The following is a 21,278-nucleotide window of genomic DNA, read 5'->3' on the forward strand; positions in this document are numbered from 1 at the left end:
CATCTATTGTGCGGGCACGGGCCCGGTACGGATAGCGTCTGCACTATGTCTGATGCTGCGCAGCCCACCGCTGCCGAGGTACGTGCCGCCGCCGAGGCGGTCAAGACCGCGCTCGACCGCCACCTGGCCGCGGTCGAACGCAGGTCGGGCGAGGACGATCCGGCCGTCTATGAAGCGTTCAACGAACTCGCCGCGGCGGCGGAGGAGTACGACGAGCTCCTCTACGACCGCTACGACGAGGTCACGCCCTTCGAGATCCCCGGCACGGAGGACGCACTGCCGCCCTACCAGGGCCCGGAGGAGGCCAACGCGCTGAGCGTGCTGATCCGCCGCGACTACACCGTGGCGGAGCCGCAGCGGCTCCTGGCCCAGGCCCAGCGGGTCGCCGACCTCGACGCGGGCGGCGCGGGGAGCAACGGCTCGGCCGACACCGTGCACAGCGCCCTCGGCGTCCTCTTCGGCGAGTTCGAACCGGACGAGATCTCCTCCCGGCACAAGGAGTTCGGTCTGGAGGAGGGCGATTCGACGCTCTGGGTCACCGCGGTGGACACCGCGGCCGAGCCGGGGGAGTGGCTCGACGCCCCCTTCGACCACGCCGACCCGCACCGGGTGGTGTGCCGCTTCGACGTCAGCGTGGTCTTCGACGACGAAGCGGACGACGACGGGCTCGACGGCCTCGACGCGGACGTCGACATCGACCCCGACGTGCCGGTGCCGCTCGACGAGATCGACGACGCAGACGACACCGATGAGATCGACGACACCGATGACGCCGACGACGACACCGACGGAACAGCTCGTCGCTGACGCGCCTCCGTGGCGAATCGCTCCTGCGCTCGCCGCCTCCTCTCCCGGGGGCGGCGAGCGCATTTCTCGCGCGAGCCGCCGGCTCAGGCCGCCGCGGCCGGCTCCGCGGGCACCTGCGGGCGCAGCAGCGTCTGCAGGCGCGTCGTCCGGTCCTTCCAGAGGCGCTCCGCGACCGCGCGAGGCAGCGCCTGCTCCACGCCCTGCACGACCGACAGGTGCCGCTCCCCGCGGCTGAACGCGGTGTAGACCCAGGGGCGGGTCAGCGCCTGCGCGGCGTCGCCCGGCAGCACCACGACCACCGCGGGCCAGCGCTGCCCCGCGGCCTGGTGCGCGGTGAGCGCCCACGCGTGCCGCACCTCCCGCTCCACCCGCTCCTTGGGTACGACGACGGGGGCGCCGTCGCACTCCAGGTGCAGCCCCTCCGCGTCGGCCCGCACCACGCGGCCGAGCGTCGTGCGGCCCGGGGCGGGGACGTGCGCGACCCGGTCGTCCGGGTCGAAGCCGCCGAACCGGCCGGGGCCCGGATTCAGCCGTTCCTTCAGCGCCGCGTTGAGCACGCGGGTGCCCGCCGCGCCGCCGTGGCCCGGCGTGATGACCTGCGTCTGCTCCGCGGGCACGCCGATCGCCCTCGGCACCGAGTCCGCGACGAGCTGCACGGTGCGGTGGATCGCCTCTGCGGCGTCCCGCACCGGGACGAGGACGACTTCCTTGCCGGGCGCCTCGACCTGGTTCAGCTCGCCGATGCCGATGCCGGACGTCAGCTCCCCGAGGGGGCCGGGGTCGGGGGTGCGCGAGACGACCTGCGGGCAGCAGCGCGCGGCGAGGAGGTCGGCGAAGACCCGGCCGGGGCCCGCCGACCACAGGACGCCGGGGTCGCCGCTGAGCACCAGGCGGGCGCCGTCCGGCAGCGACTCGACGAGCATCGCGGCGGTCTCCACGTCCAGCTGCGGCGCGTCCAGGACGACCAGGAGGTCGAGCGCGAGCGCGCCGTCCGCGTCGCGTCCGGGGCCCTGTGCCCCGGAGAGCAGGCCCGCCACGGTCACCGCGGTCTCCTCCGAGCCCGTCGCCCGCGCGAGGCGACGGCGTCCGTCGGCGCTGTGGGCGGCGGCGCACACCCGCAGGCCGAGCGCGGTGGCCGCGGCGACCAGTGCGGCGGGCTCGGCGCGGGCCTCCTCGCCGCCGGAGTGCAGCACGAGGCCGTGCCCGGCGACGGCACGGATCAGCTCGGCGGCGCTCCCCGACGACTGCGCGGCGGCGGCCTCCCAGTCGGCGTCCCGGGGGCCGGAGCCGTCCTCCTTGGGCAGGGAGTTGATCACCCGGGCGAGGCCGTCGGCGAGGCTCTCCTCCGCGAGTGCGTACCTTTCCAGGCCGATCAGGACGCGGACCGGGCGCTCCGGCTCCTCGACGGCGTCTTGCTCGTCCCCCTCGGCCCCCTCGCCGCCCCGCCCGCCCTCGCCGTCCGGTCGCCGGGTCGGCACCTCGGTCCCTTCGAGGGCGTCCTGGAAGACGAGTGCGTCGCCCTCGGCGAGCGCGCTCTGCACGGCCGCGTCCGGGTCCGGCACCGCACGCTGCCCGAGCGCGGCGGTCAGCGCCGCGGAGTCGAGCGCCGTGTGCCCGGCGAGGGCGGCCTGCTCCAGGAGCCACACGGTGATCGCACGGCCCCTGCGCTCGTCGTCAGGGCCGCACTCCGGGCCGAGCAGCGCCCTGGCGAACCCGTCGGCCTGCTCGGGCCGCACCCCGGCGACCCGCAGCAACTGCCAGGGGTCCTCGCGCAGCAGCCCGTCGGCACCCTCACCGAGCGCGGCCGCCGCCGGGGCGGCGAGGGCGGGCGGCGCGCCTCCCTCGGCGAGCACGGCGGCGACGGCCTCGACGGTCTCCGTCGCGGGCGCCCGCGACGGCTCCGGCTGCTGCGGGCGCACGGGCTCCGGGGCGGCGGACGGTGCGGGCCTGCGCGGTGCGGGCTGCGGGTCACGGAAGGCGCTCGCGACGGGCTTCTCGCCGCTCTCCACGGCCCGCACGGCGGCCAGCAGATCGGCGGCGGTCCCGCTCAGCTTCGCGCCGGCCCCGATCGGTCCCTGCTTCGACGCCTTCCGCTGCTCGATCCGCTCCCGCAGCTCCCGCTGCGCGGCGATCTCCGCCTCGGCCTCGGACAGCTCGGTGCCCTCGGTCTTGGCCTCGCCCTCGACTTCGCCCTCCTGTGCCTCCTGTGCCTGCGGTGTCTCCGGTGGCTCCGGCGTCCCCGACGTGTCCGGCGCGGCTTCCTCCGCGCCGGGCGACTCCGCCTGCTCCGCGGCAGCGGCCTCGGGGTCCTCCGCGGCAGCGGGTTCCGTACTCACAGCGTGCTCCAGTCGTGATCGGGATAGCGGTGCACCGGCGCCGACACGTCGTCGAGCGCCTGGCAGATCTCGTCAGGAAGACTAAGGGGCTCCACTGACAACGCGGCCGTGAGCTGCTGCGCGTTGCGCGCGCCGACGATCGGGGCCGTCACTCCCGGCCGGTCCCGCACCCACGCGAGGGCGACCTGGAGCGGGGTGGCCGCGAGCCCCTCGGCGGCCGTCGCGACCGCGTCGACGATGCGGCCCGCCGTGTCGTCGAGGTACGGCGCGACGAAGGGCGCCAACTGGTCCGAACCGCCGCGCGAGTCGGCGGGGGTGGCGTGGCGGTACTTCCCGGTGAGCACGCCCCGGCCGAGCGGCGAGGACGGCAGCAGGCCGACTCCGAGGTCGATGGCCGCGGGCAGCACCTCCCGCTCGACGCCGCGCTGGAGCAGGGAGTACTCCATCTGCGTACTGGCCAGGCGGGTGCGGGTGCCGGGCGGTGCGAGCTGCCACGTGGCGGCCTTGGCGAGCTGCCAGCCGCAGAAGTTGGAGACCCCCGCATAGCGGGCCCGCCCGCTGCTGACCGCTATGTCGAGGGCCTGCAGTGTCTCCTCCAGAGGTGTCTCCGGATCGAAGGCGTGCACCTGCCACAGGTCCACATAGTCCGTGTTGAGGCGGGTGAGGGAGGCGTCGAGCGCGGCGAGCAGGTGGCCGCGCGAGCCGTCGAAGCGCCGCTCGGGGTCCGGGACGCTGCCCGCCTTGGTGGCGATGATCAGGTCGCGCCTGGGCACGAGCCGCTCGACCAGACGCCCGAGCAGATACTCGGCCTCCCCGTCGCCGTACACATCGGCGGTGTCGACGAGGGTGCCGCCCGCTTCCCAGAACACCTTCAACAGCTCGGCGGCGTCGTTCTCCTCGGTGTGCCCCCAGGTGAGGGTGCCGAGTCCGATGCGGGACACGCGAAGGCCGGTCCGGCCGAGATGCCTCTGCTCCATGGGCGCTGAGATTACTGGCCGGGCCCCGGCGGTGGGCGGGCCTGTGGACGAACCAGTGATTGTGGAGAACTCGGTCACCCTTTACAGTCCCCGGCACAGGGACGTTACTCATGAGTACAGCGGTAAGGGGATCTGTCATGCAGCTCGGGATCAACCTCGGCTACTGGGGCGCGGGGATGGACGCGGACAATCTCGCCGTGGCCAAGGAGGCCGACAAGCTGGGCTACGCGGTGTGCTGGGCCGCGGAGGCGTACGGCTCGGACGCCGCGACGGTGCTGTCCTGGGTGGCCGCGCAGACCGAGCGCATCGACATCGGGTCCGCCATCTTCCAGATCCCGGCCCGGCAGCCGGCGATGACCGCGATGACGGCGGCGACCCTCGACTCGCTCTCCGGCGGCCGCTTCCGGCTGGGCCTCGGCGTATCGGGCCCGCAGGTCTCCGAGGGCTGGTACGGCGTGAAGTTCGACAAGCCGCTGGCACGCACGCGTGAGTACGTCGAGATCGTCCGCAAGGCCATGACCCGGGAGCGCCTCTCGTACGAGGGTGAGCACTGGACGCTGCCGCTGCCCGGCGGCCCCGGCAAGCCCATCAAGCTGACCGTCCACCCGCAGCGCGAGCACATCCCGCTGTACGTCGCCGCGATCGGCCCCAAGAACCTGGAGCAGACCGGCGAGATCGCCGACGGCGCCCTGCTGATCTTCCCGGCCGCCGAGCACCTGGAGGAGACGGCGGTCAAGCACCTGCGCGCCGGGCGCGAGAAGGCGGGCAGGACCATGGAGGGCTTCGACGTCGTCCCGACGCTGCCGCTCGCCGTCGGCGAGGACTCCCAGGTGGACACCCTCGCCGACATGTTCCGGCCGTACACCGCCCTCTACGTCGGGGGCATGGGCAGCCGGAAGCAGAACTTCTACAACCAGCTCGCGCAGCGCATGGGGTACGAGAAGGAGGCCGCCGAGATCCAGGACAAGTACCTGGCGGGCGACAAGGACGGGGCGGCCGCCGCCGTGCCGCAGCAGCTGATCGACTCGACCACGCTGCTCGGTTCCGTGGACCGGATCGCCGACCGGATGCGGGCCTACGCCGCCGCCGGGGTCACCACGCTGACGCTGGCCCCCGCCGGCTTCACGCTGGAGGAGCGGATCACGGCGCTGCGGGCCGGCACGGAGGCACTGGAGCGCGCCGGGCTGGCGTAGCGGAAGAGGAAGTCCGCGGCCGTGGTGGGGGCTCGGGGGGTCTTCCCCGCCACGGCCGTCACCGGGAACAACGCCGCACAGGGCCGACGGTTACGGCCTCGTGGCGGTGCCGGTGTCCTTCGTTCGGCGGAGCTGACCTGTACAGCTGTTGCCCCTGGTGGAACCTCGCACTTGACTCGTTCTTCGCGCAGGTCCGCGCGCAGGGCATGTCGGGCATGGAGGTGCCAGTGATGCTGTCGGCCAGGAGTGTCTTCAGAGAGATCCTCGACAACGACGAGTCGTTCCGGCTCTTCTGCTCCATCGCGGCCAGCGGTGAGGCCCAGGGCGGCTGGGAGAACGGGCGCATCGCCGCACTCGTCCCGGAGACCGAGCGCGCGCTCGCCCCCAAGATCGCCCGGCACGGCGCCGACGAGGACAAGCACGGCCGCATCTTCCGCGCCCTGCTGAAGAAGCGCGGCCTGCAGCCCGTCGACGTCCCGCCCGAGACCGACTACACGATGCTCCTGGAGCGGCACGGAATCGGCCTCGCGCACGACCGGCTGAAGGCCGCCGAGCCCCTCACCGTGCAGGACATCGTCACCTACCTCGCGCACAGCAGGGTGACCGAGCAGCGGGCCTCCGAGCAGATGCGGCTGCTGCTCAGGTACTTCGCCGACGACCCGGACATCGGCCGCGCGGTGCGGATGATCTCCAATGACGAGGACAACCATCTGGCCTACTGCCACGAGGAGTTGCTGCGGTTCGCGTACGCCGGGCACGGCCCCGCCATCCAGCGCACGCTGCGCGACTGCGCGCTCGCCGAGATCCGCATCCACCGCGACGTGAGCCTCGCGGTGATGGAGCGCATGGGGCGCGTCCTCGGCTGGGCCCCGGCCAAGCGGCAGCTGCTCGCCGCGGGCATCCACGCCCTGCACGGTTACGAGAGGGCGGGCGGCTGGCGGCGGATGGTCTCCCTGAAGACGCCCCGGCGCCGCGACGCGCTGGGCGGGCCCGCGACATCGGCCGCCGAGTTCGCCTGACGCCGCACACACCGGGACGCGCCGCTCACGGCGAACCCGGCACTACATCCAGCCGCGCCGCTTGAACATCCTGTACAGGACGACCTCCAGGACCGCCATCAGGAGGAGCACGGCCGGATAGGTCCACCACCAGTGCAGCTCCGGCATGTGGTCGAAGTTCATGCCGTAGATGCCCGCGATCATCGTGGGGACCGCCGCCATCGCGGCCCAGGCCGAGATCTTCCGCATGTCGTCGTTCTGCCGCACGCTCATCTGCGCCAGATGCGCGGACAGGATGTCCGAGACCAGCCGGTCCAGGCCCTCCACGGACTCGTTGACGCGCGTCAGGTGGTCGTTGACGTCCCGGAAGAACGGCCGCGCCGTCTCGTCCACGAACGGCACGGAGGGGCTGAAAGGGCCCGCTCCGGAGAGGCGCGCCACGGGCAGCGCCAACGGCCCGGTGGCCCGGCGGAACTCCAGGATCTGCCGCTTGAAGGTGTAGATCCGCGACGCCGTGGGACGCGAACGTCCGCCCTCCGGAGAGAAGACCTCCGCCTCCAGGACCTCCAGGTCGGCCTGCAACTCGTCGGCGACCTCCAGGTAGTGGTCCACGGACGCGTCCGCGATGGAGTACAGGACCGACGTCGGGCCGTGCTTCAGGACGTCCGGTTCGGCCTCCAGACGATGGCGCACGGCGCCGAGGGGTGCGCCCTCGCCGTGCCGGACGGTCACCACGAACGAGTCACCCACGAAGATCATGACCTCGCCGGAGGAGACGGTGTCGCTGTCCGGCTCGTACACCACCGGCTTGAGGACCATGAACAGCGAGTCGTCATAGACCTCCAGCTTGGGCCGCTGGTGCGCCTTGAGGGCGTCCTCCACGGCCAGGGGATGCAGCCCGAACTCCTTGCTGACCTCGTCGAACTCCTCCGCCGTCGGCTCGTGCAGCCCGATCCACACGAACGCGTCGCCCGTCCCCCGCGCCTCCTCCAGGGCATCGGAGAAGTCCTGGGGGCCTTCGCTGCGGCGCCCCTCGCGATAGATGGCACAGTCGACAATCACACTGCGCATTGTTCCCAGCCACCCCGGGGGTTGCACTTCCTCGGCGCTTAGGCTGGTCCGCATGCCCACGCTGATCCTCGTCCGGCACGGACGCTCCACCGCCAACACCGCCGGTCTGCTCGCCGGGTGGACCCCCGGCGTGGCCCTCGACGAGCGGGGCGCCGCACAGGCCGCCGCGCTGCCCGAACGGCTCGCGGCCCTGCCGCTGGCCGAGGTCGTCACCAGCCCCCTGCAGCGCTGCCAGGAGACCGTGGCGCCGCTCCTCGCCGCCAGGACCGGGCTCCGGGCGCACACGGAGGACCGCATCGGGGAGTGCGACTACGGCGACTGGTCGGGCCGCAAGCTCGCCGAGCTCACCGACGAGCCGCTGATGGAGGTCGTCCAGCAGCACCCCTCCGCGGCCGCGTTCCCCGGCGGCGAGTCCATGCGGGCCATGCAGACGAGGGCGGCCGAGGCGGTCCGCGAGTGGAACGCCCGCGTGGAGCGCGAGCACGGCGAGGACGCCGTGTACCTGATGTGCTCGCACGGCGACATCATCAAGTCCCTCGTCGCCGAAGCCATCGGACTCCACCTCGACCTCTTCCAGCGCATCTCCGTGGAGCCCTGTTCCGTCACCGTCATCCGCTACACCCGGCTGCGCCCCTTCCTCGTACGCCTCGGGGACACCGGTGACTTCGCCTCGCTGGCGCCGCGCGAGGAGCCGCCGAGCGGCGACGCGACAGTCGGGGGCGGTGCGGGCGCACCGTGATCGTCGCCCGCAGTAGGGTGAAGCGGTTGAAGCAGCCCTCTTGCGGTTGAAGCAGCCCTTTTGAAGCACTCCTCTTGCAGTCGATCCAATGGAGACAGGTCGTGTCCCGTCAGGTGTTCCTCTACGACCCCCCGGAGCGTTTCGTCGCGGGAACGGTCGGGCTGCCCGGACGGCGTACGTTCTTCCTCCAGGCCTCCGCCGGGGTCAGGGTGACCAGCGTCGCCCTGGAGAAGACCCAGGTGGCCGCGCTCGCCGAGCGCATGGAGGAACTCCTCGACGAGGTCGTGCGCCGCAGCGGGGGCAGCGCCCCCGTGCCGGCCGTCGCACCTACCGAGGTCGCCGACAGCGCGCCGCTCGACTCCCCCGTGGAGGAGGAGTTCCGGGTCGGCACCATGGCGCTCGCCTGGGACGGCGAGGAGGAGCGGATGGTCGTCGAGGCGCAGGCGCTCGTCGAGCTGGACGCCGATTCCGACGACGATCTCGCCGCCGCGGAGGAAAGGCTTCTGCAGGACGACGAGAACGGCCCGCCGATGCTGCGGGTCCGCCTCACCGGCGCGCAGGCCCGCGCCTTCGCCAAAAGAGCCCTCGACGTCGTGAACGCGGGCCGCCCGCCGTGCCCGCTGTGCAGCCTCCCGCTCGACCCGGAAGGACATGTATGCCCGCGCCAGAACGGATACCGGCGGGGAGCGTGAGCGTCGACCCCGTCACGCTCCTCACCCACGGGGAGCTGACCGTGCGCGGCCGCATCCGTGAGGCCTCGAACGCGGTCCTGTACTGCACGGTCGCGTACGAGGGCCAGGAGGCCGCCTGCGTCTACAAGCCGGTCGCCGGCGAGCGCCCACTGTGGGACTTCCCGGACGGCACGCTCGCGCAGCGCGAGGTCGCCGCGTACGAGGTGTCGCGGGCCACCGGCTGGGACCTGGTGCCGCCGACGGTCCTGCGGACGGGACCGCACGGCGAGGGCATGTGCCAGCTGTGGATCGAGGCCTCGGGCGACGCGGAACTGCTCGCCCTGGTCGACGGCGACGCACCGGGCGAGGGCTGGAAAGCGGTCGGCTTCGCGCAGGTCGACGAGGAGCGGACGGCGCTCCTCGTGCACGCGGACGACGTACGCCTGCGCCGCCTCGCGGTGCTCGACGCCGTGATCAACAACAGCGACCGCAAGGGCGGCCACCTGCTGCCCGCCGACGGCCGGCTGTACGGCATCGACCACGGAGTCACCTTCCACGTCGAGAACAAACTGCGGACGCTGCTGTGGGGGTGGGCGGGGGAGCCCCTGACCGATGAGGCGGTCGAGGCCCTCCAGGCCCTGCGGGACGGCCTCAAGGAGGGTGCCGCGCTCGCCGAGCGGCTGAGCGGGCTGATCACCGCCGCGGAGACCGAGGCGCTGCGCGCGCGGGTCGCGGCCCTGCTGGAGTCGGGACGCCACCCGGAGCCGACGGGCGACTGGCCCGCGATTCCCTGGCCACCGGTCTGATCAGAGCCGCCCGCACAGAACCACCCGCATCACCCGCACCGGGCCCTGCACACACCGGCCGATCGCGCAAGAGTGCGGGATCAGCCACCGTTCCGATGATCCCCACTCGTATACGGACGCCCCGTCCGGTTAGGCTCAGGGCATGCATGCCTGGCCCGCTTCTGAGGTCCCCGCCCTTCCTGGCAAGGGCCGCGACCTCCGGATCCACGACACCGCGACCGGTGGACTCGTCACCCTCGACCCCGGTCCCGTCGCCCGTATCTACGTCTGCGGCATCACTCCGTACGACGCCACCCACATGGGACACGCGGCGACCTACAACGCGTTCGACCTCGTGCAGCGCGTGTGGCTCGACACCAAGCGGCAGGTTCACTACGTCCAGAACGTGACCGACGTGGACGACCCGCTCCTGGAACGCGCCAACCGCGACGGCAAGGACTGGGTCGAGCTCGCCGAGGGCGAGACCGCCCTGTTCCGCGAGGACATGACCGCGCTGCGCCTCCTGCCGCCGCAGCACTACATCGGAGCCGTCGAGGCGATACCCGGCATCGTGCCGCTCGTCGAGCGCCTCCGTGACCTGGGTGCCGCCTACGACCTCGACGGCGACGTCTACTTCTCCGTCGAGTCCGACCCCCACTTCGGGGAGGTGTCCGGGCTCGACGCCGCCGCCATGAAGCTGCTCTCCGCCGAGCGCGGCGGCGACCCGGAGCGGCCGGGCAAGAAGAACCCGCTCGACCCGATGCTCTGGATGGCGGCCCGCGACGGCGAGCCGAGCTGGGACGGCGGCTCGCTGGGCCGCGGCCGGCCCGGCTGGCACATCGAGTGCGTGGCCATCGCCCTGGACCATCTCGGCATGGGCTTCGACATCCAGGGCGGGGGATCGGACCTCGCGTTCCCGCACCACGAGATGGGCGCCTCCCACGCCCAGGCCCTGACCGGCGAGCACCCCTTCGCCAAGGCGTACGTCCACGCCGGCATGGTCGCCCTGGACGGCGCGAAGATGTCCAAGTCCAAGGGCAACCTCGTCTTCGTGTCGAAGCTGCGCCGCGACGGCGTCGACCCCGCCGCGATCCGCCTCGCCCTCCTCGCGCACCACTACCGCGCGGACTGGGAGTGGACGGACGGCGTCCTCGAAGAGGCCGTGGAGCGGCTCGGCCGCTGGCGTGCGGCCGTCTCCCGCCCTGACGGGCCCGCCGCCGAGGCGCTCGTCGAGGAGATCCGCGAGGCCCTCGCCGACGACCTGGACGCCCCCAAGGCGCTCGCCGCCGTCGACCGCTGGGCCGCGCGGCAGGACGCCGAGGGCGGTACGGACGAGGGTGCCCCCGGCATCGTGTCGCGCGCGGTGGACGCGCTTCTCGGCGTGGCCCTGTAGCGGTACAGCGGCTGTCGTCGCCGAGGCGCCGGGCGGAGGAGTCTCCGCCCGGCGCCGCCGTTCACTCACACGAGGGTCACTTCGTGACCACGATGGCCAGCAGGTAGCCGGGGTTGTTGGTGTCGTAGTAGCCGATCACCTGCTGTCCGAAGGCGAACGCCTCCTGGACCTCGTCGCGGGTGTGCGGGCTGGGGTTGACGAAGGCCCGCCAGGCGTTGTCGATGTGCAGATAGAGGATGTCCGCCTGGCCGGGAAGCGGTTGGACGACGTCCCAGAAGGCCGTCGCTACGTTGGACGCGAGCGTCTGGGTGGAGATCTCCGGCGCGTGCGCCTGCGGGATCTGCTGCTCCTGCTCCTGGCCGAACTGCTGGAGCAGGTGCTGGAAGGGCTGCTGCTGGCCGAGCTGCTGCAGCTGCTGGCGCAACTGCGGCGGGACCTGCTGCATGCCGGGCTGACCCTGGATGCCCTGCTGGCCCTGCATGCCTTGCTGGCCCTGGATGCCCTGCTGGGAGCCGTACTGCGGCTGGCCGATGGGCTGCTGCTGGTACTGCTGCTGTCCCTGCTGCCGCGGCGGGGCCGTGCTCGGGCCCTGCTGCTGGCCGTACTGCTGCTGCCCGTACTGCTGCTGTCCCTGGTGCTGACCCGGTTGACTCATCTGCGGGGTGGTACTCATGCCTGTGCCACCTTCCCTCACTGACTCACGGACTCACTGACGGACTGATCGATCGGTTCAGCCTGTGACGACGAGGCCGACGACCTCGTCGTCCGAGAACCAGACGCGGACGTCCGGTCGGCCCCCGGCGAAGGCGGCGTGCACCGCCTGCCGCGTCTCGGGGGACGGATTGTCGAGGTTGCGCCACTGCCCGGCCACGAACAGCCGGAGCCGCGGCGGGAGTTCCGGCGGGTACGGGAGCAGCTCGTCCCAGTACCGCTCGGCCTGCCCCGAACCCACCGCCGACGGCAGCAGGTTCGTGACCGCCGCCTTGATGTCGGGGCGGTTGCCGATGCGCTGCGACGCGGGCCTGCCCGGCGCGTCCTGCTGCGGCGACCCCGTGGAGCGCAGCAGCGCACGCGCCCGGTCGGGCGTCATCGGCTGCTGGCCCGCGGCCTTCAGCATGCCCTGCAGCGCGGCCAGGGCGCCGACGACGATCGGCGACGCGGAGGACGTGCCGGAGAACGTGTCGGTGTACCAGGCGATCTCGTCGGCGCCGCCCTGCAGATCGCCGGGCCCGTTCCAGGAGCCGCCGGTCGTCGTGGTCTCGCGGCCCCAGCCCTGCGCGTCCACGCGGGCGCCGTAGTTGGAGAACGCCAGGCGCGAGCGGTCCGGGCCGTGGTCGCGGCCGTGCGTGCCGGGCGGCGGTGCGCCGGCGCCCACGAGGACCGCGCCGGAGGAGCGGTTGGACGGGTTGAAGGGGTTGCGCCACCAGGACGGGAAGCCCTCGGGCCGGTGTTCGTAGACCGCGTCGTCCAGCGACTCGGCGCCGTTGCCCGCCGCGCCCACGACGAGCACGCCCTTCGCGGTGGCGTGGCGCACCGCCGCGTAGTCGTCGGGCCACCACTCGATGGCGATGTAGCCCTTCTGGTCATCGCGCGGCTCGAAGTCGAACTTCGGCCCCGGGCGGTGCAGTTCGAGCAGGATGATGTCGCCGCGGTTCAGCCGCTCGGCCGCCGCGTGGATGGTGGCCGCCGTGCCGAGGGGCTGGAAGGAGGCGGCCGCCGTCACGGCCTCCGGGACGATGCCGGTGACGCCGAGGCTGTTGCGGTCGCCGCCGAGGACGCCGATCACCGCGGTGCCGTGGTTGCGCCAGGCCAGGTCCTGGATGGGCGTGCCGACGACGACGCCCGCGAGCTTCGCGGCGAGGTCCTCGTGGCGCAGCTGCCAGGCGCCCTCGATGTCGATGACGGTGACGCCCTCGCCGGAGCCGCCGATCCGCTGCCACGCCCAGCGGGCGTCGATGCCCTCGGGGGCCGGCTTCAGATAGCCCTGGCGGCTGGTGAAGTCGGGCGTGACGGGCATGCCCTCCTTGCGGCGCCGGGTCGCGTCGTCGAGGTCGTGCGGCTGGGTCGGCGACGGGTCGATGGAGGCCGGGACGGCGCCCGGCTTGACGTACGCCGTGTCGATGCCCGGCAGCGCCGCCATCCGCGCCCGCAGCTCCTCCGACCGGTCATCGCCGCCGCGGACGCGGTAGAAGAGGGCCAGGTCGGGCAGGTCGTCGTCGCCGCCGGCCGGGGGCGCGGCGGCCCGCAGCCGTTCTTCGTTGCCGAACAGCGGTTCAAGAGAGAGCTGTTCGTCGGAGAGGAACATGTTCAGGGCCGACACATCGGAGCCGGAGGCCGAGCGGACGTCCCGCTCCCCGACGCGCAGCCGGGCCTCGGGCCGGGCGACGACGATCAGCTCCTGTTCGGCTTCTCGGTAGGTGAATCCCATTCCGTCGGGGCCCGGTCCGCCGGCTCCGGGGTCCCGCGCCGGGTCTGCCTGCTCGGTCATCGCTTCACCGCTCCCTTCACTTCTTCGGGTGCCGTGCTGTGCGCTGCGCCAGGTTTCGGGGCACACCCTGCTACGGCCGGGCCGCGACGTCCACCCCTCTTTTGAGCAACAGTGTTTGAAGGGAAGTTGAAGAGGGAACCCCGTGCAATTCGGCCATGGGCAGCACAAGGGGACGGCACCCGCACGGGTGCCGTCCCCTTGTGCTGAACGCGTCTACGGACCCTCAGTCGTCCGAGGAATCGGCCGGACCGGAGTCGTCGTTGTCGCTCTCGCCCTCCGTGCCCTGGCCGGGTCGCTGCGTGGGCTTCGGCTTCGGCGGCCGGGTCCGGTCGCTCGGCGTGTCCCGCAGGTACGCCGCGCCGTCGCCGCCGTCACGGCGCCGCAGATACCGCTCGAACTCGCGGGCGATGGCCTCGCCCGACGCCTCCGGCAGCTCCGCGGTGTCCCGGGCCTCCTCCAGCGACTGGACGTACTCCGCGACCTCGCTGTCCTCGGCGGCCAGCTGGTCCACGCCCACCTGCCAGGCGCGCGCGTCCTCGGCCAGCTCGCCCAGCGGGATGCGCAGCCCGATCAGGTCCTCCAGACGGTTGAGGAGCGCGAGCGTGGCCTTCGGGTTGGGCGGCTGCGACACGTAGTGCGGGACGGCCGCCCAGAGGCTGACGGCCGGGACGCCCGCGTGCGTGCACGCCTCCTGAAGGATGCCGACGATGCCGGTCGGCCCCTCGTACTTGGTCTCTTCCAGGTCCATGGTGCGTGCGAGGTCCGGGTCGGACGTCACGCCGCTGACCGGGACCGGGCGGGTGTGCGGGGTGTCACCGAGCAGCGCACCCATGATCACGACCAGCTCGACGCCCAGCTCGTGCGCGAAGCCCAGGATCTCGTTGCAGAACGAGCGCCACCGCATGGACGGCTCGATGCCCCGCACCAGGACCAGGTCGCGCGGCTTGTCGCCACCGACACGGACCACCGAGAGCCGCGTCGTCGGCCACGTGATCTTGCGCACCCCGCCGTCAAGCCAGACCGTCGGACGGTTGACCTGGAAGTCGTAGTAGTCCTCGGCGTCCAGCGCCGCGAACACCTCGCCCTTCCACTCCTTGTCGAGATGCGCGACCGCGGCGGAGGCGGCGTCACCGGCGTCGTTCCAGCCCTCGAACGCGGCCACCATGACCGGGTCGACCAGCTCGGGAACCCCCTCGAGCTCGATCACCCAGGCCTCCTTCCGATGTTCCCTTGCGTACGCCCCAACCTTACGGCGTCGGCGGGGTCCGTCCGCAGCCCCCTTGCGTGGGGGAGTGCGTGATCACTGCCCACGCTCGGCGCCGGGAAACGGCGCCCTCGTGGTCTCAGAGTGTCGAGCGAAGCCACTGCTCCACGCTCGCGATGTGCACCGTCGCCCACGACCTGGCCGCTTCCGCGTCGCGGTCGCGCAGCGCGGTGAGGATCGCCCGGTGCTCGTGCAGGGTGCGGCTGACCGCGTCCTCCTGGGTCAGGCCGCGCCAGATGCGGGCCCGCGTGGTGGGGCCGGAGAGGCCGTCGAGGAGGGAGCAGAGGACGGAGTTGCCGGACGACTGGACGATGCCGCGGTGGAACTCCAGGTCGCAGGCGACCAGCTCCTCCACGGACGGCGCGTCGCCGAGGGCGTCCAACTGCTGGGTCAGCGTGTCCAGTTCGGCCTCCGTGATGTGGGCGCACGCCATCGCCGTGGCCGCCGGCTCCAGGATGCGGCGTACCGCGAGGAACTCGAGGACGGTGTCGTCGCGGTGGAAGTCGACGACGAAGCTCAGCGCCTCCAGCAGGAGTTGAGGGTCCAGGCTGGTGACGTACGTGCCGTCTCCCTGGCGCACGTCGAGGATGCGGATCAGGGCGAGGGCGCGCACCGCCTCGCGCAGCGAGTTGCGCGACAGGCCCAGCTCGGCGGCGAGTTCGCTCTCCTTGGGCAGCCGGTCGCCGGGACGCAGCGCGCCCGAGACGATCATGCCCTTGATCTTCTCGATGGCCTCGTCGGTGACCGCCATGGGACCTCGCCTCAAGAGTCGGGGAATCGATTGGGGAACCGATCAGGGAATCGGCCTGACCATCAACAGACATCCGATGTGTGAGCTGATTATGTCCCCTGCGGGAGGCCCCGGCGCCCGGCTTCAGCCGAAGCGTTCGATCCGGATCCGGTCCACCGGCTGGCCGCCGTCCACCAGCAGTCGCGAGGCGTGCTCGGCGAAACCGTTGGAGCCGCAGATGTACGCCTCCCAGCCACCCTCGGGCTGCCCCGCACCGGCCAGGAACGGCGCCAGGTGGCCCGCGTTCAGGCGGCCTTCGGAGCGGGTCAGGACGACGGTGGTCTCGTCGCCGTACTCGTTCGCGTAGATCAGGTCCTCCGGCGTGCAGGCCGAGACGATCAGCCGCAGCGGCACGTCGAGCCCCGCGAGGCGGTGGTGGCGGACCATCGACATCAGCGGCACCACGCCGGAACCGGCCCCGAGCAGCAGCGCGGGGCGGTCGCCGGGCCAGGCGAAGAAGCCGGACAGCGGCCCGCGCACCTCGACCGTGTCGCCGACCCGCGCCACGGTGTGCAGATGCCCCGACACCTCGCCGTCCAGGACGTGGTCGAGGGTCAGCTCGATCTCGCCGCTGCCGTCGGGGGCCGAGGCGATCGAGTAGTGCCGCTGGGCGACGTAGCCGTCCTCGGCGGTGAGCCGCAGCATCAGGTGCTGGCCCGGCAGATGCCCCTGCCACTCGGGGACCTTCAGGCGGAACGTCGAGGCGGCCGGGGTCTCCCGGCGGATCTCCAGCACGGTGGCGCGCTGCCACAGGGCGGCGGAGCGATTGCTCACGGCGATGCGGCCGGGCACGGCGAACGCCGTGGGCGGCACGAACGGCGTCGGCGTCGGCGTCGGCGTGGATGAGGGGGTGTACGAAGGTTCAGTCACCGGAGTAGCGCTCCTCGGCCCACGGGTTGCCCCGGTGGTGGTAGCCGTTCTGCTCCCAGAAGCCCGGCTCGTCGCGGTCGGAGAGCCGCAGCCCGGCGACCCACTTGGCGCTCTTCCAGAAGTAGAGGTGGGGGACGATCAGGCGGGCGGGGCCGCCGTGCTCGGCGGGCAGCGGCTCGTCGCCGTACTCCCACACGATCCACGCCCGGCCGCCCGTCACATCGGCCAGCGGGAGGTTCGTGGTGTAGCCGGTGTGGGAGTACGCGATCACATGCGTCGCGCCGGGGAGCGGGCGGGCCGCGGCCAGGAACGTGTCCAGGCTCACTCCGCCGAACCGCACCCCGAACTTGGACCAGCTCGTCACGCAGTGGATGTCGCCCCGGTACTCGGAGGCGGGCAGGGCGTGCGCCTCGTCCCAGGTCCAGGTGCGCGGGGCCGCGACCAGGCCGTCGACGCGGAACGTCCAGTCGGCGGCGGCGAGGCGCGGGGTGACCTCGGCGGACAGGACGGGCCAGCCGTCGCCCGCGTCGTACTGCCCGGGCGGCAGCCGCGGGTCGCGGTCGGCGGCGCGGGCGCGGCCGGTGAAGCCGCGGGTGGGTTCGAACGTCATACGGAGGGTGCCACTTCGGAGGTTGTCGCTTCAGAGTCGGAGGGTGCCACTTCGGAGGTCGTCGCTTCAGCGTCGGAGGTTGTCGCTTCAGAGGTCGTCGCCGCGTCCCGCAGGGCCCGCAGGACGGCCGGCTCGTCGAGGGTGAGCAGGTCGCGGCCGCGCATCAGGACGCGCCCTTCCACCACAGTGTCCCGGACGTCGGCGGCCGACGCGGCGTACGCGAGCATCGACCACGGGTCGTGCCGGGGCGTGAGGTGCGGCCGCTCCAGGTCGAGGACGATCAGGTCCGCGCGCTTGCCGGCCTCCAGCGAACCCAGCTGGCCGTCGAGGCCCAGGGCCCGCGCCGACTCGATGGTCGCCATCCGCACGGCCTGCTCGGCACCGACCGCCGTCGGGTCGCCGCCCGCCTTGTGCACGAGCGCGGCGACCTTGACCGCGCCGAGCAGGTCCAGTGTGTTGGAGCTCACGGCGCCGTCGGTGCCGAGGCCCACCGTGACGCCCGCGTCGAGCAGCTCGGGCACGCGCGCGATGCCGCAGCCCAGCTTCAGGTTCGACACCGGGCAGTGCGCGACGCCCGTGCCCGTGCGGGCCAGCGTCGCGATCTCCGCGTCGGTCAGGTCGACGGCGTGCGCGAGCAGCGTGTCGGGGCCGAGCACGCCCAGCGAGTCGAGCAGCTCCACCGGGCGCATGCCGTGCTGCTCGGTGACGGTCGCCACCTCGCCCGCGTTCTCCGCCGCGTGGAGGTGCAGCAGCGCGCCGTGCTCCCGCGCGAGCGCCGCGATCGCCGTGAGCTGCTCGGGGTTCAGGGTGTACGCGGAGTGCGCGAAGACGACCGGGCGGGTGCCCGGCGCCGGGGCGTGCGCCTTCAGGTGCGCGGCCGCCCAGCCGAGCCGCTCGCCGTAGGGGCGGCCGTCCGGCGGTTCCGGCACGTCCATGAACGTCGGTCCGGTGAGCAGCCGCCAGCCGGCGTCGCGGGCCGCGTCCGCGGCGGCCTCGTGGAACCAGTACATGTCGAGCGCGGTGGTGACCCCGCCGCGCACGGACTCGGCGATGGCGCCGCGGATCCCCGCCGTCACCGTGTCCGGCGAGAGCAGCTCGGCCTCGCGGGGAATCACCCGGGCCAGGAAACCCTGGAGCGTGACGTCGTCGGCGATGCCGCGCAGCAGCGTCATCGCGAGATGGGTGTGCGTGTTGATGAGGCCCGGCAGGACGAGGCAGCCGCGCGCGTCGATCTCCTCGGCTGCCTCGTACGCGGCGCGCAGCCGGTCGGCGGGGCCCACCTCCACGATGCGGCCGCCGCGGACGGCGACCGCGCCGTCCGTCACGAGGGTGCCCGCCGCGTCGACGGTCAGCACGTCGCCGCCGTGCACCAGCAGGTCTATGGAGCCGCCGCGGTCCTGGGCCGGCAGGTCAGTGGGGTGCATCGGTTCCGTTCTCCGTGGTCGCGACGGTGCTCTGCGGTCTGCGGTCTGCGGTCTGTGGTTTGCGATCTGCGGTCGCTCAGCGTTCGGCCGTGGCCAGCAGGCGCAGCGCGTCCAAGGTTATCCGGGCGCCCCGGTCGACCCCGTCGGCGACCACGTCGCGGTGCGGGTCGTAGGCCCCGGTCGAGAAAGGCGCCTCCTCGTCGACCAGCTCATCCGCGTTCGCACCGTCCACGACCAGCGCGCCGCCCGCGGTCAGACCGTGCGTCGAGGCGAAGACGAGGAGCGCGGACAGCTCCATCTCGATGGCGGCGATCCCGGCGGCCGCGTACGCCTCGCCGGGCAGCGGCAGGAACCCCGGCTGGAACGCGGCCCGCGTCCACACCACGCCCCGGTGGTGCGGCGCGCCGGCCGACCGCGCCGCGCGCTGCAGGGCGAGCACCGCCTCCGGCGCGGAGAACGCCGGGTACTCGGCGGGGATCAACTGCTGCGTCACCCCGTCGTCGCGCACCGCCGCGTCCGCGATGACCAGATCCCCGTCGCGGATGCCGGGACGGATCGCGCCCGCCGTGCCGAGCCGCAGGATCGTGGTGACACCCGCCTCGGCGAGCTCCTGGAAGAGGAGGATCGCGCCGGGCGCGCCGACGCCGTGCGAGGCGACGACGACCGGGGTGCCCTGCCAGGTGCCGGTGAAGGTGCGGTACTCGCGGTGGTACGACACCTCCTTCGCGTCGGACAGAAGGTCGGCGACGGCGGCCGCGCGGCCCGGGTCGCCGACGACGACCGCCTGCGCGGGCAGGCCTGCGCGGGGCACACGGGTGACGGGCAGTGCGTCGATGAGCGACGTCATGAGGATGCTCCTACCAGAGACTTGGGGCGCCGGGGGCGCTTGCCGCGCGCCGTGGACCTGCGGCGCGCCGTGGACAGGAAGAGGGCGACCAGGGTCACCACATAGGGGGCGGCGTCGGTCGCCTGCTGCGGCAGACCGTTGCCCTGCAGCCGGAACCCGACCGCCTCCGCGACACCGAAGAGCAGCCCGGCGAGCAGCACCCCGAGCGGCCGGGCGCGGCCCAGCATCACCGCGACCACGGCGATCCAGCCGCGCCCCGCCGTCATGTTCTCCGAGAACAACGTGACGTTCCCGAGGGCCAGTTGAGCGCCCGCGAGGCCGCAGAGCAGGCCGCCGGCGAGCACGGCGGCGTACTGGTACTTCGCCGGGCTCACCCCCAGCGTCGCCGCCGCGTCCGGCGCCTCGCCGACCCCGCGCAGCCGCAGTCCCCACGGATGGCGCGCGAGGAACACGGCGGCGACGGCGACGGCCACCCAGGAGACGTAGACGAGAGGCGAGTGGCCGGACAGGACGGGACCGAGGAAGGCGAGGTCGATGCCGCCGAGGCCCGCGAGGTCCGGGTCGGAGAACGTGCCCTGGACGCCGAAGACGGTCCGCAGCAGAAAGCCGGTCAGGCCGACCGCGAGCAGGTTGAGCGCGACACCGAGCACGACGGCGTCGCCTCGCAGAGTGATGGTCCCCACGGCGAGGATCATCGCGTACGCGGCGGAGGAGAGGGCCGCGAACAGGACACCGAGCCAGGCGCTGCCGGTGAACCAGCTGCCCGCGACCGCGCTGAAGCAGCCGATCAGCATCATGCCTTCGAGCCCGATGTTGAACACGCCCGCCCGTTCGCAGATCGCGCCGCCGAGCGCGGCGAGCAGGATCGGGGTGAGCGCGAGGAGCGCCGAGTGGAACAGCGCGGAGTCGACGGACATCAGAGGTCCCCCTCGGGGCGCACGGGCTTCTTGGCGCGTCGCCAGGTGAGTTGGAGGCGCGCGGCCAGGAAGACGATGACGACGGCCTGGAGCACCTGCGTCAGCTCGCGCGGCACCTCCGTGGCCCGCTCCATGGCGAGGCCGCCGACGTCGAGCGCGGCGAAGAACAGCGCGGCGACCGCCGTCCCCACCGGCGCGGCGGAGGCGAGGAGCGCGGCCGTCAGACCGGTCCAGGTGTGCCCGCCGGCGGTGAGTGAACCGTCGATGAAGCGGTACGGGAAGCTGAGCACGCCGATCGCGCCGACGAGTCCGGCGACGGCTCCGGACACCGCCATGAGCCGCAGCGTGAGCCGGGGCCCGTCGACGCCCGCGTACGCCGCGAAGCGCGGGTTGAGCCCCGTCATGCGGATCTCGTAACCGGTGGCCGTCCGGGCGTCCGTGAAGACGAAGACACCCGCGGCGACCACGACGAGCACGAGCCCCACCGTGACCGTCGACGAGCCGAAGGCGGGCAGCTCCACACCCTCCGGGAGCCGCCGGGTCTGCGGCAGGCTCGACCCCTCCTCCTTGAGCGGGAAGCGCGCGAGGTACGAAGCGAAGGACATCGCCGGATAGCTGAGCAGCAGACTGCTCACCAGCAGCGGCACACCGAACCGGTTCTGGCAGAGCGCGGCGAGCGCGGCATAGGCGCTGCCCGCCAGCATGCCGGCGAGCAGCGCGGCCACCACGGCGAGCGGCGCGGGCAGCGGGACGTGGAGGCCGGTGGCCGCGGCGGCGATCCCGCCGAGGACCAGCTGCCCGTCACCGCCCAGGTTCAGCAGGCCCGCCCGCATCGGCACGGCCAGCGCGACGGCGAGGCCGAGGATGCTGGTCCCGGTGGTCAGCGTGGACCCGATCCCGTCGGGCCCGAGCGAGCCGCTGACGACGGACTCGTACGCCCCCAGGGGATCGGCCCCGGTCCCGGCGAGGAAGAGCGCCCCGACGAGGACGGCGGCGACGACGGAGTGCAGGGCGGGGGAGCGCAGGGCACCGTCCGCGACGGAGCGCAGGGCGCGCCCTGCGGCGGACCGCCCCTTGGAGAGGCTCTCGACGGCCATG

Annotated in this window: 20 protein-coding genes; 7 read left to right on the forward strand and 13 right to left on the reverse strand. The window is 72.9% G+C overall.

Annotation, left to right across the window (positions count from 1 at the left end; genetic code table 11):
* Positions 1 to 45: 45 nt before the first annotated feature.
* Positions 46 to 807, forward strand: a complete 762-nt coding sequence (locus ACZ7LU_RS26655; RefSeq protein WP_471918222.1) for a hypothetical protein — start codon at positions 46 to 48, stop codon at positions 805 to 807.
* 83 nt (positions 808 to 890) lie between these two features.
* Here ACZ7LU_RS26655 and ACZ7LU_RS26660 read toward each other — a convergent pair whose 3' ends face one another.
* Together ACZ7LU_RS26660 and ACZ7LU_RS26665 are read right to left on the reverse strand one after the other, a co-directional pair.
* Entirely contained in the window at positions 891 to 3,143 is a 2,253-nt protein-coding gene (locus ACZ7LU_RS26660) for a helix-hairpin-helix domain-containing protein (RefSeq protein WP_471918223.1), read from the reverse strand.
* Entirely contained in the window at positions 3,140 to 4,120 is a 981-nt protein-coding gene (locus ACZ7LU_RS26665) for an aldo/keto reductase (protein WP_398309806.1), read from the reverse strand. Before ACZ7LU_RS26665 ends, ACZ7LU_RS26660 begins: the two co-directional genes overlap by 4 nt.
* A 137-nt stretch (positions 4,121 to 4,257) precedes the next feature.
* Here ACZ7LU_RS26665 and ACZ7LU_RS26670 point away from each other — a divergent pair, with 137 nt between their 5' ends.
* Positions 4,258 to 5,313, forward strand: a complete 1,056-nt coding sequence (locus tag ACZ7LU_RS26670; RefSeq protein WP_471918224.1) for an LLM class F420-dependent oxidoreductase — start codon at positions 4,258 to 4,260, stop codon at positions 5,311 to 5,313.
* 230 nt (positions 5,314 to 5,543) lie between these two features.
* Positions 5,544 to 6,332: a ferritin-like domain-containing protein gene (locus ACZ7LU_RS26675; RefSeq protein WP_468091378.1), complete on the forward strand. Its 789-nt coding sequence runs from the start codon at positions 5,544 to 5,546 to the stop codon at positions 6,330 to 6,332.
* A 42-nt stretch (positions 6,333 to 6,374) separates the two neighbouring features.
* Here ACZ7LU_RS26675 and corA read toward each other — a convergent pair whose 3' ends face one another.
* Positions 6,375 to 7,373, reverse strand: a complete 999-nt coding sequence (corA, locus tag ACZ7LU_RS26680; protein ID WP_398310245.1) for a magnesium/cobalt transporter CorA — start codon at positions 7,371 to 7,373, stop codon at positions 6,375 to 6,377.
* 61 nt (positions 7,374 to 7,434) lie between these two features.
* On the opposite strand from corA, the gene ACZ7LU_RS26685 reads away from it, so the two are divergent.
* From ACZ7LU_RS26685 to mshC, 4 genes are all read left to right on the forward strand, one after another.
* Complete coding sequence (locus ACZ7LU_RS26685; protein WP_471918225.1) at positions 7,435 to 8,121, forward strand: histidine phosphatase family protein; 687 nt, start codon at positions 7,435 to 7,437, stop codon at positions 8,119 to 8,121.
* 101 nt (positions 8,122 to 8,222) lie between these two features.
* Complete coding sequence (locus tag ACZ7LU_RS26690) at positions 8,223 to 8,813, forward strand: DUF3090 domain-containing protein (protein ID WP_398309798.1); 591 nt, start codon at positions 8,223 to 8,225, stop codon at positions 8,811 to 8,813.
* Positions 8,777 to 9,598 (forward strand): SCO1664 family protein, encoded by an 822-nt coding sequence (locus ACZ7LU_RS26695; protein ID WP_468314706.1) that lies wholly within the window; start codon positions 8,777 to 8,779, stop codon positions 9,596 to 9,598. Before ACZ7LU_RS26690 ends, ACZ7LU_RS26695 begins: the two co-directional genes overlap by 37 nt.
* Before the next feature lie 142 nt (positions 9,599 to 9,740).
* Positions 9,741 to 10,970 carry a cysteine--1-D-myo-inosityl 2-amino-2-deoxy-alpha-D-glucopyranoside ligase gene (gene mshC / locus ACZ7LU_RS26700; protein WP_398309792.1) on the forward strand — a complete coding sequence of 410 codons (1,230 nt, stop codon included), beginning with the start codon at positions 9,741 to 9,743 and terminating at the stop codon, positions 10,968 to 10,970.
* Positions 10,971 to 11,046: 76 nt separating this feature from the next.
* Here mshC and ACZ7LU_RS26705 read toward each other — a convergent pair whose 3' ends face one another.
* The 10 genes from ACZ7LU_RS26705 to ACZ7LU_RS26750 all read right to left on the reverse strand — a co-directional run bounded on the left by ACZ7LU_RS26705 (position 11,047) and on the right by ACZ7LU_RS26750 (position 21,277).
* The gene (locus ACZ7LU_RS26705) at positions 11,047 to 11,643 is read right to left on the reverse strand and encodes a hypothetical protein (RefSeq protein WP_398309789.1); all 597 of its coding nucleotides are present in this window, start codon (positions 11,641 to 11,643) and stop codon (positions 11,047 to 11,049) included.
* Between the two features lie 57 nt (positions 11,644 to 11,700).
* Positions 11,701 to 13,458 (reverse strand): S8 family peptidase, encoded by a 1,758-nt coding sequence (locus tag ACZ7LU_RS26710; protein WP_471918226.1) that lies wholly within the window; start codon positions 13,456 to 13,458, stop codon positions 11,701 to 11,703.
* A gap of 223 nt (positions 13,459 to 13,681) precedes the next feature.
* A complete protein-coding gene (locus tag ACZ7LU_RS26715) occupies positions 13,682 to 14,665 on the reverse strand; it encodes a PAC2 family protein (protein WP_398309783.1) in 984 nt (327 codons plus the stop codon).
* Between the two features lie 136 nt (positions 14,666 to 14,801).
* Positions 14,802 to 15,473, reverse strand: a complete 672-nt coding sequence (locus ACZ7LU_RS26720) for a FadR/GntR family transcriptional regulator (protein WP_471918227.1) — start codon at positions 15,471 to 15,473, stop codon at positions 14,802 to 14,804.
* Between the two features lie 123 nt (positions 15,474 to 15,596).
* Positions 15,597 to 16,382: a ferredoxin reductase gene (locus ACZ7LU_RS26725; protein ID WP_471918228.1), complete on the reverse strand. Its 786-nt coding sequence runs from the start codon at positions 16,380 to 16,382 to the stop codon at positions 15,597 to 15,599.
* Positions 16,375 to 16,992: a sulfite oxidase-like oxidoreductase gene (locus tag ACZ7LU_RS26730; RefSeq protein ID WP_471918229.1), complete on the reverse strand. Its 618-nt coding sequence runs from the start codon at positions 16,990 to 16,992 to the stop codon at positions 16,375 to 16,377. Before ACZ7LU_RS26730 ends, ACZ7LU_RS26725 begins: the two co-directional genes overlap by 8 nt.
* Entirely contained in the window at positions 16,989 to 18,416 is a 1,428-nt protein-coding gene (locus ACZ7LU_RS26735) for an amidohydrolase (RefSeq protein ID WP_471918230.1), read from the reverse strand. Before ACZ7LU_RS26735 ends, ACZ7LU_RS26730 begins: the two co-directional genes overlap by 4 nt.
* Positions 18,417 to 18,492: 76 nt before the next feature.
* On the reverse strand, positions 18,493 to 19,263 hold the full coding sequence (locus ACZ7LU_RS26740) for a nucleoside phosphorylase (RefSeq protein WP_398309770.1): 771 nt from the start codon (positions 19,261 to 19,263) through the stop codon (positions 18,493 to 18,495).
* On the reverse strand, positions 19,260 to 20,180 hold the full coding sequence (locus tag ACZ7LU_RS26745) for an ABC transporter permease (RefSeq protein WP_471918231.1): 921 nt from the start codon (positions 20,178 to 20,180) through the stop codon (positions 19,260 to 19,262). The genes ACZ7LU_RS26740 and ACZ7LU_RS26745 overlap by 4 nt, the downstream gene beginning before the upstream one ends.
* Positions 20,180 to 21,277 carry an ABC transporter permease gene (locus ACZ7LU_RS26750; RefSeq protein WP_471918232.1) on the reverse strand — a complete coding sequence of 366 codons (1,098 nt, stop codon included), beginning with the start codon at positions 21,275 to 21,277 and terminating at the stop codon, positions 20,180 to 20,182. The genes ACZ7LU_RS26745 and ACZ7LU_RS26750 overlap by 1 nt, the downstream gene beginning before the upstream one ends.
* Between the last annotated feature and the right edge of the window lies 1 nt (position 21,278).

Source organism: Streptomyces sp. NPDC039462, assembly GCF_055639375.1.